Here is an 18,297-nt window from a genome sequence, read left to right as displayed (position 1 = left end):
CCCATTGCTTTGGGTGGTCAACTACAAAAACAAGTTCGGGCTGGTACAGCAGTGCTGTCTTGCAAATCATGACGGCGTCAAAGGAGAGTTGCGATGAACAAACCCGTTATCGGAGCACTGGCAGAGCGGCGTCGTAGTGCGTTGGTGGATTACTACCGCAGTCACGTCGCCCCTTCCCAGGATCAGGGTCGTGAGCAGCCGTTCAATCTGACGACCATCGACGACGTGCAACAGTATCTGCTGATGGATACGCAGATGACCGCCAAGGTCGACACTTCGCCGCTGGCCGAAGCGATTGCCTGTTTGCAGCGCTATCTGGGGCGAATCTATTCGAAGATGGAGCCCGGCTACAGCGACAGATTCAGCGCGGACGAGTTGGAGTACTGGCACAAGCGCCTGTGCAACATCAGCGACTGGGCCGGTTATCAAATGCTTGAGGACTATCCGGAAAACTACATTTCTCCGGGGTTGCGCCTGAAAAAAACCAAGTCATTCATCGATCTCGAAAACAACCTGTCCCAGGCCCGCATCAGCGATGCATCGGTGCAGGCTGCGCTTTATGAACACTTGGGCAAGTTCGAAAAAATCTGCAACCTTAAGTTGATATCCGCTTATATCGACAGCACTGACAAACCCTTGACCAAGCCGCAAGAACCAACCTTCACGAATACCCACTACTACTTTATCGGCCGGCAAACGGAGCAGCCTTATTCCTACTATTGGCGCAAGGTTCAAGTACATATCAACGAGAAAAACAAAGACCAGGATTACCTCAACCCTGCCGGCTGGAGCGAATGGGAGGAGTTGTTGCTGCCCGCTGGGCTCGAGGTGCTGGCGGTACGCCCGGTGGTGTTCGGCGGGCGGTTGAGCCTGGTTTACATCGAAGGCGAGCAGGCCAAGGATGAAAAGGACAAGGACGGCATCGTCACCAAACCCGGTGCCTGGGCCGTGGAGGCCAAGTTGTCGTGGTTGGGGTTGAACGGCATCTGGTCGACACCGGTCAGCTTGCGCAAGGAAGAGTTTGCCGTTCTGAATAAAGAGGCCATGCGCCTGGTGGCAGTAACGGTCGAAGGCCCCAACAAGGACATCGACGACTGGCTGGCCGTGGCTTTCACCTCGCTCGACGCGGCACCAGGCGTGCAAACGTGGCGCGATGACACCGTGCCGGGCTGGTTGTTTGCCTGTGTGGATGCCTATTTGCAGCCACAACCGGTCAAGGTCGCAACGTTACAGAGCTGGACCGGCGGCCGCTTCAAGGACCAACGATCGTTGCAACACAAAGTCACTCGAGATGAATACGCAGCGCTCAACAGAACACTCCGCGCGCCGGCCAGTGGCGGAACCATTGAAGGCGACCTGAGTGGCACGCTGGGCGTCAATCTCAATTTCAGCAGTCAACTGGATGACAAGGGCGTCATTCAAAATCGCCTGCAAGTTCAAGGTGTGTGCCAGGCTTCAAGGCTTGATTTCGATTTGAAGGAAATTGTTCTGCTCTCCAGGCATCAGTTTGGTGATGTTTCGGCCTATTTCGAGATTTCGTATTACGGCCCCTCAACGATTCTGTTGAGCTGTTATGCGCAACTCCACTCCAAACAAATGCGCGTCGAATTGCTGTTCAAGGATCTGGCAATGCAAGAGTCGGTGCTGGGGGGGATCGAGCCATCGGAGTTTTCTGATAACGGCGGCGGTTGGTCCCGGGCAACAAAAGACATCGAGCTATCTCAATACCAACTTGAGCAGTTGGCCCTCAGGAGGCCTGACGAAGCGTTCAGTGGTGCCGGAATGTCGATAAACACCAACCTGGGTCTAGCCCGATTCAACCAATCGGTCAACAAGCTCTCAGTCAACGCACAACCGCAACACCTCAGCTTCGGCTTGAAATTGTTCGATGGCAGCACTCAACTCAAGGCTCAGGATTTCGCCTTCGACCTGGAGCATTGGTACGCCTCTGGCTGGCTCGACTACACATGGCAGGGTGACCCCAAAGGCAAGACATTGAGCGTGACCTGGGGCGATGACAGCGGGAATCGAGGGCGCGACAAGTACGACATCACCATCAATCAGGCGCCAACGGCCAGTGAATTGCCCCGGCTCGACACGCAGGTTACAGGTGCGCAGTTTCTGGATTTGAGATCGCTGAAGTTGACTAACTTGTCCTGGGTTCGTCTCAACTCACCCTTCGGGCCGGTGTTGAAGTCGAAAGTGGCAGTGTCGATTGACGAACTGCTGTCCTGGCAAACCCAGAATAGTCTTGAGCCAAAGCCAGTTGCTTCGGCGGGCAGTTATGCGTCGGAAAAGATGGACTTCAGGAGTGCCCACGGGGTTTTTTACTGGGAGTTGTTCTTCCATCTGCCGTTCCTGATCGCCCATCGGTTGTGTGAGGAACGTAACTATCTGGAGTCCCAACGCTGGTTTCACTACCTGTTCGATCCACAAAACAAACGTGACAAAGACCTGCTGGTCGAGGAGGGGCACTGGTACTGCCGGCCATTGCTTGAACCTGGGTACGCCGGTGCCGAAGCCGACAACCTGGTGGACCCCGATGCGATGGCTTACGCCTGCCCGGTCATTTATCGCAAGACCATCTTCACCGGTTACGTGCGCTGCATTCTCGCCCACGCCGACTCGCTTTACCGGCGCTTGACCCGGGACGATCTGGTGGCGGCCAAGTTGCTGTACGAGCGAGCACTGGCGCTGTTGGGCCCTAAACCCGATGTCGCGCCCATGAGCCATTGGGTGCCGAAGTCGGTAGCAGAAATTCTCAATTCAAGCGGAGCGCGCGGCCTTTCCAGCTTTGAGATGTTCGAACGCAGTTTTGAGGTCAATGTGGCGAGCCTGCCCGAACGGGTGGTGGGAACGCCGCAGCTGGCAGGCCTTGAACTCGACGAGTTCCGTCCAGCCACTAACGAGATGCTGCTCGACCTGTGGCGGCATATCGAACAATGCGTGTCGAACATGGCGAACAACCTGACCATCGATGGCAAGCCGATGTTGCTGCCTTTGTTCGCATCGCCAACCAATCCACTGGATTTGCTCCGTGCCCAGGCCGGGGGCTCATCGGGCGCTTCGCGCAGCGCCGGTGGCTGGTTGAACATTCCACACTACCGTTTCCGTACGATGCTGGCCTCGTCGCAAAACGCGGTGCAGACCTTGATGCGCTTCGGTCAGCAAGTGCTGCAGTTCATGGAGCAACGGGATCGCGGGCAGCTGGAAGAGTTGCAACAAAGTCATTTGATTGAATTGAGCGCGTTTGCCAGGGAAATACAGCAGGCGACGATCGAGCAGTTGAGGGTGCAAAAGGATGGATTGGGGAAAAGCAGGGCGGTGCTTGAGCAGCGTGAGGCTTTTTATAAGGAGCAGCAGGCCTCGGGTTTGAAAGCCATTGAAATTAGCGCTGATGCAATGGGAGGGGTAAGCCGGTTACAGACCACTGCGGCATTTATCCCAGAAGTGACAGCGGGTATTGCGAGGACGGCCGTAAGGATTGGAGGATTAGTTGGTGCTGTTGTCCCGTTACCAGTGACTATCTCAGGGAGTCTGTCGGGAGATTCAGGTGCTTCTCTGGCAAGCACAGCCTCGACCCTGACCGGATCAGGTGGGGTTTCCTCCGCGGTATCTGACACGATGCGGCTACTCGCTTACTACAATCGCCGTACGGAGGAGTGGAATTTCCAGCAACGCCAGGCTGCAGCCGAAATAGACGTCATCGACGAGCAAATCCTCGCCCAGGAGCACGCCATCGTTGCCGCCGAAGCCAGCCTTCGCCAAACCAAAAAGAGCGCCGAGCAAGCCCAGGCCATCTACTCGTTCCATAAAACCCGCGCCACCAACGTCGAGCTGTACCGCTGGCTGTTGAGCCAGATGGCCACCCACTACTATCAGGCGCACGACGCCGTGGTTGGGCTGTGCCTGAGCGCCCAGGCATCCTGGCAATACGAAATGGGCGACTACGACACCACCTTCGTGCGGCCCAATGTGTGGATGGACAACTATCACGGCTTGATGGCCGGTGAGTCCATGGCCCTGGACCTGTTGCGCATGGAGTCGGCTTTCCTCCATCGACACGAACGGCGCCTGGAACTGGTCAAGACCGTTTCGTTGCGCCAGCTGTTCGATGCCAATAACGAGGAAGACCCGTCCAAGGAAGACTGGACGCGGATGCTGAAAAAATTCAAGGACGAAGGAAGCCTGGATTTCGAACTCTCCCAACAGCTGTTCGATCGCGACTATCCGGGCCATTACTGCCGGCAGATCACCACCGTGGATGTAACGCTGCCGGTGGTGTTGGGTCCTTATCAGGATGTGCGGCTGATCCTCACCCAGGTATCGAGCACGACGGCCGTCAAACCCGTTGTGTCATCGCTGGACTACCTCTATGCGCCGGACGCATCGCGCACCCCTGCGGACATCAAACTCAACTTGCGCAACAGTCAGCAGATCGCAGTCTCCACCGGTATCGACGATAGCGGCCAGCACATGATGAACTTTGGTGATGAGCGCTACCAGCCTTTCGAAGGAACCGGTGCCGTATCGAAGTGGAAACTCGAGTTTCCGCTGGGTAAAGACGACGAGCAAGCGGCGAACGACAGTCTGACAGACATCATTGTGCGTATTCGCTACCTGGCCTTCATGGGGAACATTACGTACCGGGACGCAGTTCTGGCCAAACTTAATCCTGTTCCTGAGACCTGAATGACTGATCTCTGAGCAGTGCACGGCATCAGATATTGAGGCCGGGCAATACCAACTCCACCATCGGCGAGGCGATCATGAGCGTTAATGAATCGATTGAAGGAAATAACCTGATTGAAGGAAAAAACCTGATTAAATTTGGAGATTTCAGCGGGGAGTGGCGCGAATTCTGGGACGTTGAGGAACCAGTCCTTGAGCTTAAGGACAGTGATACGGGTAAACCCTACTTGAGTATGACCGAGGGGGCTACGGTCACTCAAACCTTCCCGTTAGAGGTGTGTCCCGGCGAGGATGCAGTTTATTGGTTTTCTTTTGCTTATGAAGTGGTAGGCAGCAAACCAAGTCATGTCACTCTTACGACTGGCGGCGGAAGAGTAGTATTCGAGGAGCCTTTCTACAGCAGAAAAAGCCAAGAGGACGCCGGAACTTTAGACAATGAAGTCCTGGTGGATCTAAGTCTTTACCCACCGACTGCCATTCAGGGGCTTTCGAGTTCTGACACCGAGATAGTCCTGGTGGTGACCAGCGCCAATAACGGATTTTCAGTTGGTATAAACGTGACGGACATCAAGATTGATCCTCGTATTGTGCCTTTGAATCCAAGTGAAATATGGTTCGATGGACGATCGATTTCGTTGGCGGTCTAGACGCAGGAATCTTTGGATTAGAGCTTTGCAGCTCGTTTCAAACTCAAATACCGCGTCACCAACGCCGCCCCCAACTTGCCGGGTAACGCATCCATCACCAGCACTCCATGAGCGTTCAAGCGATCATGGAGTTCGGCGCGTGCATTCAGGTAGTCCACGGTCCCGCAATAGGTCAGCGCCTCGGGCAAGGTCTGTACCGGTGATTGACGCAGGGTGTCGAGCACGTCCTCGCGCAGGCTCGCGACCAGCACCTGGTGCTGCTGGCTCAGGCGCTTGACCGCCGGGAGCAATTCATCGTCGTCCTCTTCGCGCAAGTTGGTCACAAGCACCACCAGTGCCCGGCGTTTTTGCCGTGCCAGCAGTTGCGTTGCAGCGGCCTGGTAGTCGGCGCTGCGTTGGCTGCTGTTCAAGTCATAGACGCTATTGAGCAGTGTGTTGAGATGGCTGGTGCCTTTTACCGGCGCAAGATAGCGCGGCTGTTCGCTGGCAAAGGTACTCAGGCCCACTGCATCGCCCTGGCGTAGTGCGACGTAGCTGAGCAGCAAACAGGCATTAAGCGCATGGTCGAAGTGCGACAGCTCGCCGTCCTGACTGCGCATGTGCCGACCGCAGTCGAGCATGAAGATGATCTGCTGATCGCGCTCGTCCTGATACTCCCGGGCAATCGGCGTGCGCTGTCGGGCGGTGGCTTTCCAGTCGATCTGACGCAGGCTGTCGCCTTCGCGAAATTCCCGTAGCTGATGAAACTCCAGACCCAGGCCGCGACGCTGGCGTTGACGTACACCGAGCTGGCTGAGCCAGTTATCCACAGCCAGTAACTGGCCGCCATAGAGGCGGGCGAAGTCGGGATAGACGCGGGTGTTGTCCGCAACATCGAGAATGCGTTTGTCGGACCACAAACCCAATGGGCTCGGCAGGTTGAATTCGCAGTGCTCAAAACTGAAGTGCCCGCGTTTGAGCGGACGTAGCCGGTAGTCGATTCGGCTGTGCTGGCCCGGTTGCAATTCGACAGTCAGCGGCAGGTGTTCGAAGTCCAGGCCCGAGGGGACATGGTCGAAGATCTGTACGTTCAGCGGTTGTGAAAAGTCGTGCTCAAGGATCAGGTGCACATCGGTCCAGCGACCGAGTGCCAGGCTGCCGGGTATCTCACGGCTCAGCCGGGGCGAGGGTAGTCGCTTCAGCCGAAAAGCATCGAGCAGGGCCAGGACCAGCAATGCCAGCAGCAGTCCCCAATTGATCTGCGTGACGCTGGCTGGCATCGCCAGCTCCAGTGCCTGCAGACTGCCGAGCACGATGCCGATGGCCAGTAGTGACGTCAACCAGATCAAGAGCAGGCGCGAGGGTTTCACTGCCGCGGCGCCGGTACTTGGTCGAGCATCTGCCGGAGCACCTGATCGACATCCAGCCCTTCGATGTCCAGCTCCGGCGCGATGCGCACACGATGACGCAGCACGGCCAGGGCGCAACCCTTGATGTCGTCCGGAATCACGAACTCCCCGCCGCGTAGCAGCGCACGGGCGCGGGCACACCGCACCAGCGCGATGGACGCGCGCGGGCCGGCGCCGAGGATCAGGCCGGGCCAACTGCGGGTGGAGCGGGCCAGGCGCACGGCGTAATCGAGCACTTGATCGTCCAGCGCCAGGTCGCTGGCGATGCGTTGCAGGGCCAGCACATCCCTGGCCTGCAACAAGGTGCGCATCGGTTGGACATCGAGCATGTCGGCCCGGGTCGAGCGGCTGACTTGACGGACCATATTCAGCTCTTGCTCGGCGTCCGGGTAATCCATGCGCACCTTGAGCATGAAGCGATCCAGTTCGGCTTCCGGCAGTGGGTAAGTGCCTTCCTGTTCGATCGGGTTTTGCGTGGCAAGCACCATGAAGGGTTGCGCGATCGGCAATGGCTGGCCTTCGAGGGTGACTTGCCGTTCCTGCATGGCTTCGAGCAGCGCCGCCTGGGTTTTCGCCGGGGCGCGGTTGATCTCGTCGGCCAGTAGCAGGTTGGTGAACAGCGGCCCCTTGCGCAGCTTGAATTGCTCGGTCTGCAAGTCATACACCGCGTGCCCGGTGACGTCGCTGGGCATCAGGTCCGGAGTGAACTGGATGCGCGCGAACTCACCGCCGAAGCAACGGGCGAGGGCGCGTACCAACAGGGTCTTGCCCAAACCCGGCACGCCTTCGAGCAATACGTGGCCGCCAGCGATCAGCGAGGTCAGCACGTCGTCGATCACGCTGTCCTGGCCAATCACGGCTTTTTGCAATTCTTTGCGTACGGCCTGGGCCAGATGGCCGGCACGCTGGCGTTGTTGAGCGACATGCCTTGCTGCGTCGGGCTCGATCGGTTCACTCATTTTTTCCGGAACCCTGTTAACAGTTACATGCGGTTTCTTTTTTGGGGGGATGCCACCAAGGGCGATGTTTATCCGCTTGTGATTGTAGATACAGATCCTTCACGCAGCTCGGGAATGAAGTCGAATACGTACAACCCTGGGTGGCAGGCAGCAACACCTGATTGCCGCCAAAGTCACCATGGCCGCTGATGGGGGGGAGGGGCGCAGGCTGCCAGAGCTCTGAGACGAGGCGGGCCCGGCATGCCAGGCCCGTGGTTCAGCAGGGTTCAGGCAGGGAAATGCTGGTTGGCGATCGCCACCACTTCCTGCTCGGAGATCGGCGCAAGTGCCGCCACCGCCCACAGGTCATAGGCCGGATGGGCACGCTGGATCGGCAGGACCATGTCGAAGCCGGCCGCTTGCAGGGAGCCGGTCAGGACCTTCTTGGTGAAACCGCAACGGTGCGCCATGAACACGTTGCCGTTGGCCATGGCCGGGCGATGGCCGTAGAGGATGTCGATGGGCGCGATCGGGCCGGCCGGCGAAAGGTAGGCCTCATCGGTCAGTTTGTCTTCGGCCACCAGGGCGCACACCGATTGCAGGTCCGGGCAGGTGATGATCACGAAGCCGCCAGGCTTGAGGACGCGCTTGAACTCCGCCAGGGCTACCGGTACTTCATGGGGATAGAGATGTTCGATGTTGTGGCTGGAGAACAGCGCATCCACCGAAGCGTCCTTGACCTGGGACATGTCGGTCATGGTGCCGACGATGTCCGGGTTGACACTCTCATCGATATCGAAGCGCAGCTCCTGCCACTGCTCCGAGGCGAAGCCCTTGGTCGTGCTGTTCTTGCTCTTTGGACCGCAACCTACATGGAGGAAGGTTTTCACAATCAGTTACTCGATCAAGGCCCTTGCCGGATGGCAAAAGGGGAAATGGGGGCGTGTTCCGCTGGCCAATGCCTGTCAACGGACGCCCGCGCACACTAGGGGAAGTGCTGGGCAAGGGTCAAGGTCATGGCAGCACAAGGGCGTGCCCTTTGGTCGCTCGCAAGGAGTGGCACAATCCACGAATAGTGGCTATATGATATCGATGCTTTACTATCTGAGCCTATAAAACAAAGTTTTTTTATAACTTAAAATTTATAAAAGGCAAAAAGCCATCAAAAAACAGTCTTAATGTTTTTACCGAATGTGTCGCTAATGACACGAGGGCTACCAAATTTTCGCCCAAGGCTACGGCGACAACGCTGGCAGCGCCGTAAATGACCCCTACACAGGATGCGTCCATGAGCTTCATTTCTTCGTTGACCCCAGCGCAAGTCGCTGCCTTGAGTACAACCACCATTGCTGGGCTTGCGACTCAGGACATTGCTGCCTTGAGCACCGCTCAGATCGCCCAGATGACCGTTGCGCAGATCGCGGTCATCACCGCGTCGAACATTGCCGCGTTTACGACCGTGCAGGTACCGGCACTGACGACCGCGCAGGTCGTAGCCCTGACCACCGCTCAGGTCACCGCACTGAAAACCACGCAGATCGCTGCGCTGACAACGACGCAAGTCGCTGCCTTCGAAACAGCGGATATCGCTGTGCTGCCTGTCGCCTCCCTCGTCAGCCTGACCACGGCCCAGACGGCCGCACTGACCACCGCACAGGTCGTGGCATTGACCTCCGCTCAGGTGGCCGGGCTGAAAACCACGCAAGTCGCCGCGCTGACCACCACACAAGTGGCGGCCATGGAAACCGCTGACATCGCAGCGCTGAGCACCGCCAGCGTCGTGGCCCTGACCACTGCCCAGGTCGCAGCGCTGACCACGGCGCAGGTCGCGGCACTGAAGTCGACCCAGGTCGCAGCCCTGGAAACCGCCGACGTGGCTGCCTTGACCACGGCTCAAGTGGTGGCCCTGAGCACCGCCCAGGTGGCTGCGCTGACCACCGCGCAAGTGGCTGCATTGACCACCACCCAAGTGGCGGCCATCGAAACCGCTGACATCGCGGCCTTGCCAGCGGCCAGCATCGCGGCCCTGACCACCGCGCAGGCCGCTGCCCTGACCACCGCCCAGGTGGTGGCGTTGACCACTGCCCAGGTGGCCGCGCTGAAACCGGCGCAAGTGGCTGCCCTGACCACCACGCAAGTGGCGGCCATGCAGGCCGCCGATGTCGCCGCGCTGACCACCGCCAGCGTCGTGGCCCTGACCACCGCCCAGGTCGCTGCGCTCACCACGGCACAAGTCGCCGCGCTGACCCCGGCCCAGGTCGCGGCCATGGAAACCGCTGATGTGGCGGCACTCACTACCGCTCAGGTAGTGGCACTGACCACGGCACAAGTCGCCGCGCTGACCACCGCCCAGGTGGCTGCGCTGACCACCACGCAAGTGGCGGCCATGGAAACCGCGGATGTCGCCGCGTTGACCACCGCCAGCGTCGTGGCCCTGACCACCGCCCAGGTGGCGGCACTGACCACAGCCCAGGTGGCGGCACTGAAGGCGACCCAGATCAGCGCTTTGCAGACTGTCGATGTCGCAGCGCTGACCACCGCCCAGGTGGTGGCACTGACCACGGCCCAAGTGGCTGCCCTGACCACCGCGCAAGTGGCTGCATTGACCACCACGCAAGTGGCGGCCATCGAAACCGCTGACATCGCGGCCTTGCCAGCGACCAGCATCGCGGCCCTGACCACCGCTCAGGCTGCTGCCTTGACCACCGCCCAAGTAGTGGCATTGACCACCGCCCAGGTGGCCGCGCTGAAACCGGCCCAAGTGGCTGCCCTGACCACCACGCAAGTGGCGGCCATTGAAACTGCGGATATCGGCGCATTGACCACCGCCAGCGTCGTGGCCCTGACTACCGCCCAGGTGGCGGCGTTGACCACTGCCCAGGTGGCGGCCCTGAAGGCGACCCAGATCAGCGCCCTGGAAACCGCTGACGTGGCGGCCCTCACCACCGCCCAGGTGGTGGCATTGACCACGGCACAAGTCGCAGCGCTGACCACCGCCCAAGTGGCTGCGCTGACCACCACACAAGTGGCGGCCATCGAAACCGCTGACATCGCTGCCTTGCCAGCGGCCAGCGTTGCGGCCCTGACCACCGCGCAGACCGCTGCCCTGACCACCGCCCAGGTGGTGGCATTGACCACTGCCCAGGTGGCCGCGCTGAAACCGGCCCAAGTGGCTGCACTGACCACCACGCAAGTGGCGGCCATGCAGGCCGCCGATGTCGCCGCGTTGACCACCGCCGGCGTCGTGGCCCTGACCACCGCCCAAGTGGCTGCGCTGACCACGGCACAAGTCGCCGCGCTGACCCCGGCCCAGGTCGCGGCCATGGAAACCGCTGATGTGGCGGCACTCACTACCGCTCAGGTAGTGGCACTGACCACGGCACAAGTTGCCGCGCTGACCACCGCCCAGGTGGCTGCCCTGACCACCACGCAAGTGGCGGCCATTGAAACCGCGGATATCGCCGCATTGACCACCGCCGGCGTCGTTGCCTTGACCACTGCCCAGGTGGCTGCACTGACCACGGCCCAAGTGGCGGCACTGAAGTCGACCCAGGTCGCGGCCATGGAAACCGCTGACGTGGCGGCACTCACTACCGCCCAGGTGGTGGCACTGACCACGGCACAGGTCGCTGCGCTGACCACCGCGCAAGTGGCGGCATTGACCACCACGCAAGTGGCGGCCATCGAAACCGCTGACATTGCTGCCTTGCCAGCGGCCAGCGTCGCGGCCCTGACCACCGCGCAGACTGCTGCCCTGACCACCGCCCAGGTGGTGGCGTTGACCACTGCCCAGGTGGCCGCACTGAAACCGGCGCAAGTGGCTGCCCTGACCACCACGCAAGTGGCGGCCATGCAGACCGCCGATGTCGCCGCGCTGACCACCGCCAGCGTCGTGGCCCTGACCACCGCCCAGGTCGCTGCGCTGACCACGGCCCAAGTCGCCGCGCTGACTACCGCCCAGGTCGCGGCCATGGAAACCGCTGACGTGGCGGCACTCACTACCGCTCAGGTAGTGGCACTGACCACGGCACAAGTCGCAGCGTTGAAACCGGCCCAAGTGGCTGCGCTGACCACCACACAAGTGGCGGCCATCGAAACCGCCGATATCGGTGCGCTGACCACCGCCAGCGTCGTGGCCCTGACCACCGCCCAGGTCGCGGCACTGACCACGGCCCAAGTGGCAGCCCTGAAGGCGACCCAGATCAGCGCCCTGGAAACCGCTGACGTGGCGGCCCTCACTACCGCCCAGGTGGTGGCTTTGACCACTGCCCAGGTGGCGGCCCTGACCACCGCCCAAGTGGCGGCATTGACCACCACGCAAGTGGCGGCCATTGAAACCGCCGACATCGCCGCATTGACCACCGCCAGCGTCGCGGCCCTGACCACCGCGCAGGCCGCTGCCCTGACCACCGCCCAGGTGGTGGCCTTGACCACGGCCCAGGTGGCCGCGCTGAAACCGGCGCAAGTGGCTGCCCTGACCACCACGCAAGTGGCGGCCATGGAAGTCGCGGATGTCGCCGCACTGACCACCGCCAGCGTCGTGGCCCTGACCACCGCCCAGGTGGCGGCGCTGACCACGGCCCAGGTCGCCGCGCTGACCACGGCGCAGATCGCGGCCATGGAAACCGCTGACGTGGCGGCACTCACTACCGCTCAGGTAGTGGCACTGACCACCGCCCAAGTCGCAGCGCTGAAACCGGCGCAAGTGGCTGCCCTGACCACCACGCAAGTGGCGGCCATGGAAACTGCCGATGTCGGTGCGCTGACCACCGCCAGCGTCGTGGCCCTGACCACCGCCCAGGTCGCTGCACTGACCACGGCCCAAGTGGCGGCCCTGAAGGCGACCCAGATCAGCGCCCTGGAAACCGCTGACGTGGCGGCCCTGACCACCGCCCAGGTGGTGGCTTTGACCACGGCACAAGTCGCTGCGCTGACCACGGCGCAAGTGGCTGCCTTGACCACCACGCAAGTGGCGGCCATCGAAACCGCTGACATCGCCGCCTTGACCACCGCCGGCATCGCGGCCCTGACCACCGCGCAGGCCGCTGCCCTGACCACCGCCCAGGTGGTGGCGTTGACCACTGCCCAGGTGGCCGCGCTGAAGCCAGCGCAAGTGGCTGCCCTGACCACCACGCAAGTGGCGGCCATGGAAACCGCGGATATCGGCGCATTGACCACCGCCAGCGTCGTGGCCCTGACCACTGCCCAGGTGGCAGCGCTGACCTCCGCCCAGGTGGCGGCCCTGAAGGCGACCCAGGTCGCGGCGATGGAAACCGCTGATGTGGCGGCACTCACCACTGCCCAGGTGGTGGCACTGACCACGGCACAAGTCGCAGCGCTGACCACCGCCCAGGTGGCTGCCCTGACCACCACGCAAGTGGCGGCCATCGAAACTGCTGATATCGGCGCGCTGACATCTGCCCAACTGGTAGCGTTGACCACTGCCCAGGTCGCTGCCCTGACCACGGCCGAGGTGGCGGCCCTGAAGGCGACCCAGATCAGCGCTCTGGAAACCGCTGACGTGGCGGCACTCACCACCGCCCAGGTGGTGGCATTGACCACTGCCCAGGTGGCGGCCTTGACCACGGCCCAAGTGGCTGCGCTGACCACCACGCAAGTGGCGGCCATCGAAACCGCTGACATCGCTGCCTTGCCAGCGACCAGCATCGCTGCCCTGACCACCGCGCAGACCGCTGCCCTGACCACCGCTCAAGTGGTAGCGTTGACCACTGCCCAGGTGGCCGCGCTGAAACCGGCGCAAGTGGCTGCCCTGACCACCACGCAAGTGGCGGCCATGGAAACCGCGGATATCGGTGCGCTGACCACCGCCAGCGTTGTGGCCCTGACCACCGCCCAGGTGGCGGCGCTGACCACGGCCCAAGTGGCAGCCCTGAAGGCGGCCCAGGTCGCGGCCATGGAAACCGCTGACGTGGCGGCACTCACCACCGCCCAAGTGATGGCACTGACCACGGCCCAAGTCGCAGCGCTGACCACCGCCCAGGTGGCCGCATTGACCACCACGCAAGTGGCGGCCATTGAAACCGCCGACATCGCCGCATTGACCACCGCCAGCGTCGCGGCCCTGACCACCGCGCAGGCCGCAGCCCTGACCACCGCCCAGGTGGTGGCCTTGACCACCGCCCAGGTGGCCGCGCTGAAACCGGCGCAAGTGGCTGCCCTGACCACCACGCAAGTGGCGGCCATGGAAGTCGCGGATGTCGCCGCGCTGACCACCGCCAGTGTTGTGGCCCTGACCACCGCCCAGGTGGCGGCGCTGACCACGGCCCAGGTCGCCGCGCTGACCACGGCCCAGATCGCGGCCATGGAAACCGCTGACGTGGCGGCACTCACTACCGCTCAGGTAGTGGCACTGACCACCGCCCAAGTCGCAGCGCTGAAACCGGCGCAAGTGGCTGCCCTGACCACCACGCAAGTGGCGGCCATGGAAACTGCCGATGTCGGTGCGCTGACCACCGCCAGCGTCGTGGCCCTGACCACCGCCCAGGTCGCTGCACTGACCACGGCCCAAGTGGCGGCCCTGAAGGCGACCCAGATCAGCGCCCTGGAAACCGCTGACGTGGCGGCCCTGACCACCGCCCAGGTGGTGGCTTTGACCACGGCACAAGTCGCAGCGCTGACCACGGCGCAAGTGGCTGCATTGACCACCACGCAAGTGGCGGCCATGGAAACCGCTGACATCGCCGCATTGACCACCGCCAGCATCGCTGCCCTGACTACTGCGCAGGCCGCTGCCCTGACCACCGCCCAGGTGGTGGCGTTGACCACCGCCCAGGTGGCCGCGCTGAAACCGGCGCAAGTGGCTGCCCTGACCACCACGCAAGTGGCGGCCATGGAAACCGCGGATATCGGTGCGCTGACCACCGCCAGCGTCGTGGCCCTGACTACCGCCCAGGTGGCGGCGCTGACCACGGCCCAGGTGGCGGCCCTGAAGGCGACCCAGGTCGCGGCGATGGAAACCGCTGACGTGGCGGCACTCACTACCGCCCAGGTAGTGGCCCTGAGCACCGCTCAGGTGGCTGCGCTGACCACGGCGCAAGTGGCTGCATTGACCACCACGCAAGTGGCGGCCATCGAAACTGCCGATATCGGCGCGCTGACGTCTGCCCAACTGGTAGCGTTGACCACTGCCCAGGTCGCTGCACTGACCACGGCCGAGGTGGCGGCCCTGAAGGCGACCCAGATCAGCGCTCTGCAGACTGTCGATGTCGCTGCCCTGACCACCGCCCAGGTGGTGGCGTTGACCACGACCCAAGTGGCGGCCTTGACCACCGCGCAAGCGGCGGCCTTGACCACCACGCAAGTGGCGGCACTTGAAACCGCGGACATTGCCGCGCTGACAGTGAGCGACACTGCAAGCCTGACCACCGCGCAGGCCGCTGCCCTGACCACCGCCCAAGTGGTGGCATTGACCACCGCCCAGGTGGCGGCCCTGACCACCGCCCAGGTCGCAGCCCTGACCACCACGCAAGTGGCGGCCATCGAAACTGCGGATATTGGCGCGCTGACTTCAGCCCAACTGGTAGCGTTGACCACTGCCCAGGTCGCGGCCCTGACCACGGCGCAGATCGCGGCCCTCAAGCCGACCCAGATCAGCGCCCTGGAAACCGCCGATGTAGCGGCCCTGACCACCGCGCAGATCGTGGCGATCGAAACCACCGACATGGCGGCGTTGACCACGGCGCAAGTCGCGGCCCTGACCACGGCGCAAGCCGTAGTCCTGACCACGGCGCAACTGTCGCACCTGTCGATGACCCAGGTTGACTCGTTCACCACGGCGCAACTGCAGGCGATGAGCGCCACCCAGATCGACGCGCTGGCCCTGTCCACGCCGCTGGTCCTGGACCTCAACGGCGATGGCGTGCAGACCACCCACCTGAGCAACGGCGTCAAGTTCGACCTCAATGCCGACGGCCACAAGGAAACCACCGGCTGGACCGCTGGCGGTGACGGCCTGCTGGCACTCGACCTCAATGGCGATGGCCAAGTCAACGATGGCTCCGAGCTGTTCGGTTCCTCGTTCCGTCTGCCGGACGGTTCGTTGGCCAAGGACGGCTTCGAGGCCCTCGTCAGCCTGGACAGCAACCATGACGGTGCGGTCAACGGGGCGGACCAGCTGTTCGCGGCGCTGCAAGTCTGGGTCGATGGGAACAACGATGGCGTCAGTGAGAAGGGCGAGATGCACACCCTCAAGGAGCTGGGCATCACCCAGTTCAACCTGGATGTGGCCAAGACCGCCGAGCTCAACCATGGCAACCTGATCGGTCTCGACAGCAGCTATGAAACCAGCGATGGCCAGAGCCATACGATCGCCGACGTCTGGTTCCGCACCGACGCCAATGGCAATCAGTCCCTGGACCTGACCAAGCTGGATTCGCCGGCAGTCGAAGCCCACTCCCTGGGTGCCATCGATCTGGCGGCCGATGGCGGCAAGGCCACCGTACTGACCGTCGATGCCGAGGCAGTCGCCAAGCTCGGCCAGGCTGGCCAGGTGGATGTGGCCAGCGGTGCCGCAGCACCGGTGCAGATGATCGTCAACGGTGACCACAACGACACGGTCAACATCACTGGCGACAGTGGCCAGTGGCAGGCGGCGGGGACCACCACGGTCGATGGCGCCAGCTACAACGTGTTCAACGACGGCGACGTCCAGTTGTTGGTCGCAACCGACGTGCAGACTTGGATTCACTGAGTTTCAGTGGTAAACCTTGACTGATCCGATACCGGGCTCGAAAGAGCTCGGTATTTTTTTATTGGAAGAGAACTTCGCGCAAATGCTTAGACAGAATCTTGAGAGCCCGAACCTCGATGTCGTGCTGGCCGCAGCCCTGCAGTTGGCCGAGGGTATCGCTCTGGAACCGATGAAGTTGCTCGAAACCGCAGACCGGCTCAATGGCGCGCAGCGCATTGCCGATGTCGCGACGCTCTACCAGCGCTGGCTGCAGCACTGCCATTCGTCGGTCAATTACATTATCCAGTTCAACCTGGGGACCACGCTGTCGCAACTGGGGCAGATCGAGGCCGCAGAGGCAGCCTATCGCGCCGCCATTGCCCAGAACCCGGAATTCGCCCAGGCGTGGTTCAACCTGGGGACGCTGCTGGAGCGTCAGAACAAACCGCAGGAGGCCCTGGCCATCTGGCAGTCGATGCTCGATGACCGCATGGTCGACGCCACGCAAAGCCGCGAGCTGTACCTGATGACTTGCAACAACCTGGGCCGCCTGTTCGAGGAAACCCGGCAGTTGCAGAAATCCGAAGCCATCCTGCGTACCAGCCTGCAAGCCGACCCGAATCAACCCAAGGTGATTCAGCACTGGGTGCACTTGCGCCAGAAACAATGCGTGTGGCCGGTCTATGAGCCGCCGGCAGGCTTGACCCGTGGCGACCTGCTCAAGGCGTCCTCGCCCCTGGCGCTGCTCGCCGGCAGCGATGACCCCGGCCTGCAACTGGCCGCCGCGGTGCACTTCGTCAAGGAGCGGGTCAATGTACGGGTACCCGCCCTGGCTTCGGTCCAGGGCTATGGCCACCAGAAGTTGCGCATCGGCTTCCTGTCTTCGGACTTCTGCCTGCATGCGGTGTCGTTGCTGACGGTGGAGCTGTTCGAGCTGATCGATCGGCAGCGCTTCGAGGTGTACGGTTTTTGCTGGAGTCGCGAAGACGGTTCGGCCCTGCGCGAGCGGGTCAGGCAGGCCATGGATCACTTCGTGCGCATCGACGCCATGGATGACGCCGCTGCCGCGCAATGCATCCGCAACCATGAGATCGATATCCTCATCGACCTGCACGGGCTGACGTCCGGGGCCCGTCCGGACATTCCGGCATACCGCCCGGCTGCGGTGCAGATGACGTACCTGGGCTTTCCCGGGTCGACCGGCCTGCCGGGCATCGACTATGTCATCGCCGATCGCTACCTGATCCCCGACAGCGAGAAGGCGTACTACAGTGAAACACCGCTGTACCTGGCGCAGATCTACCAGTGCAGCGACCGCCAGCGACCTGTTGCGGCGTTGCCGACCCGCGCCGAGTGCGGCTTGCCACAAGAGCGTTTCGTGTTTTGCTCGTTCAACAACAACTACAAGTTCAACGAAGAAGTGTTCGACTGCTGGATGCGTATCCTGCAGCGCGCCCCCGACAGTGTGTTATGGCTGCTGGCCGACAACCAGTGGGCCCAGGAAAACCTCTGCGCCAGGGCCGAGGCGCATGGCGTGGATCCGGCACGCCTGCTGTTCGCCCCGCGGGTCGCACCGGCGCAATACCTGGCCCGCTACAGTGCCGCGGATCTGTTCCTCGACGCGTATCCGTTCAACGCCGGGACCACGGCCAACGATGCCCTGTGGATGGGCCTGCCGGTATTGACCCGCTCGGGACGTACTTTTGCCTCGCGCATGGCCGGCAGCCTGCTGACTGCGCTGGACCTGCCGGAGCTGATCACCACCTCGCTGGCCGAGTACGAAGAGCGTGCCGTCGAACTGGCGACCCGAGCGGACCTGTTGCCCGGCTTGCGTGAGCGTCTGCACCGGGGCCGCGAGCACTCCGCGCTGTTCGACACGCCACGCTTCGTCAGGGATTTCGAGGACGCGATCAGCAGTGTGGCGCCGGGCCGGGTCTGAGCTG

The 18,297-nt window shown here is 62.3% G+C and carries 7 protein-coding genes; 4 read left to right on the top strand and 3 right to left on the bottom strand.

Going from position 1 to position 18,297, the window contains the following annotated elements:
* Positions 1-93: 93 nt before the first annotated feature.
* A complete protein-coding gene (locus tag CD175_RS13220; protein ID WP_104449239.1) occupies positions 94-4,692 on the top strand; it encodes a Tc toxin subunit A-related protein in 4,599 nt (1,532 codons plus the stop codon).
* Positions 4,693-4,769: 77 nt separating this feature from the next.
* Positions 4,770-5,339, top strand: a complete 570-nt coding sequence (locus CD175_RS13215) for a hypothetical protein (RefSeq protein ID WP_104449441.1) — start codon at positions 4,770-4,772, stop codon at positions 5,337-5,339.
* Positions 5,340-5,356: 17 nt separating this feature from the next.
* On the opposite strand, the gene CD175_RS13210 is transcribed toward CD175_RS13215, so the two are convergent.
* The 3 genes from CD175_RS13210 to CD175_RS13200 all read right to left on the bottom strand — a co-directional run bounded on the left by CD175_RS13210 (position 5,357) and on the right by CD175_RS13200 (position 8,555).
* On the bottom strand, positions 5,357-6,688 hold the full coding sequence (locus CD175_RS13210; RefSeq protein ID WP_104449238.1) for a DUF58 domain-containing protein: 1,332 nt from the start codon (positions 6,686-6,688) through the stop codon (positions 5,357-5,359).
* Positions 6,685-7,686 carry an AAA family ATPase gene (locus CD175_RS13205; protein WP_104449237.1) on the bottom strand — a complete coding sequence of 334 codons (1,002 nt, stop codon included), beginning with the start codon at positions 7,684-7,686 and terminating at the stop codon, positions 6,685-6,687. Before CD175_RS13205 ends, CD175_RS13210 begins: the two co-directional genes overlap by 4 nt.
* Positions 7,687-7,952: 266 nt before the next feature.
* Complete coding sequence (locus CD175_RS13200; RefSeq protein ID WP_007978448.1) at positions 7,953-8,555, bottom strand: class I SAM-dependent methyltransferase; 603 nt, start codon at positions 8,553-8,555, stop codon at positions 7,953-7,955.
* 398 nt (positions 8,556-8,953) lie between these two features.
* Here CD175_RS13200 and CD175_RS31465 point away from each other — a divergent pair, with 398 nt between their 5' ends.
* Both CD175_RS31465 and CD175_RS13190 read left to right on the top strand, forming a co-directional pair.
* Positions 8,954-16,375 carry an SPM autocatalytic domain-containing protein gene (locus tag CD175_RS31465; protein WP_205886333.1) on the top strand — a complete coding sequence of 2,474 codons (7,422 nt, stop codon included), beginning with the start codon at positions 8,954-8,956 and terminating at the stop codon, positions 16,373-16,375.
* Positions 16,376-16,457: 82 nt separating this feature from the next.
* A complete protein-coding gene (locus tag CD175_RS13190) occupies positions 16,458-18,293 on the top strand; it encodes an O-linked N-acetylglucosamine transferase, SPINDLY family protein (protein WP_104449439.1) in 1,836 nt (611 codons plus the stop codon).
* Positions 18,294-18,297 lie beyond the last annotated feature (4 nt).

This window comes from Pseudomonas laurylsulfatiphila (assembly GCF_002934665.1).
GTDB lineage: Bacteria > Pseudomonadota > Gammaproteobacteria > Pseudomonadales > Pseudomonadaceae > Aquipseudomonas > Aquipseudomonas laurylsulfatiphila.
This window is presented reverse-complemented; position numbering and strand designations above follow the sequence as displayed.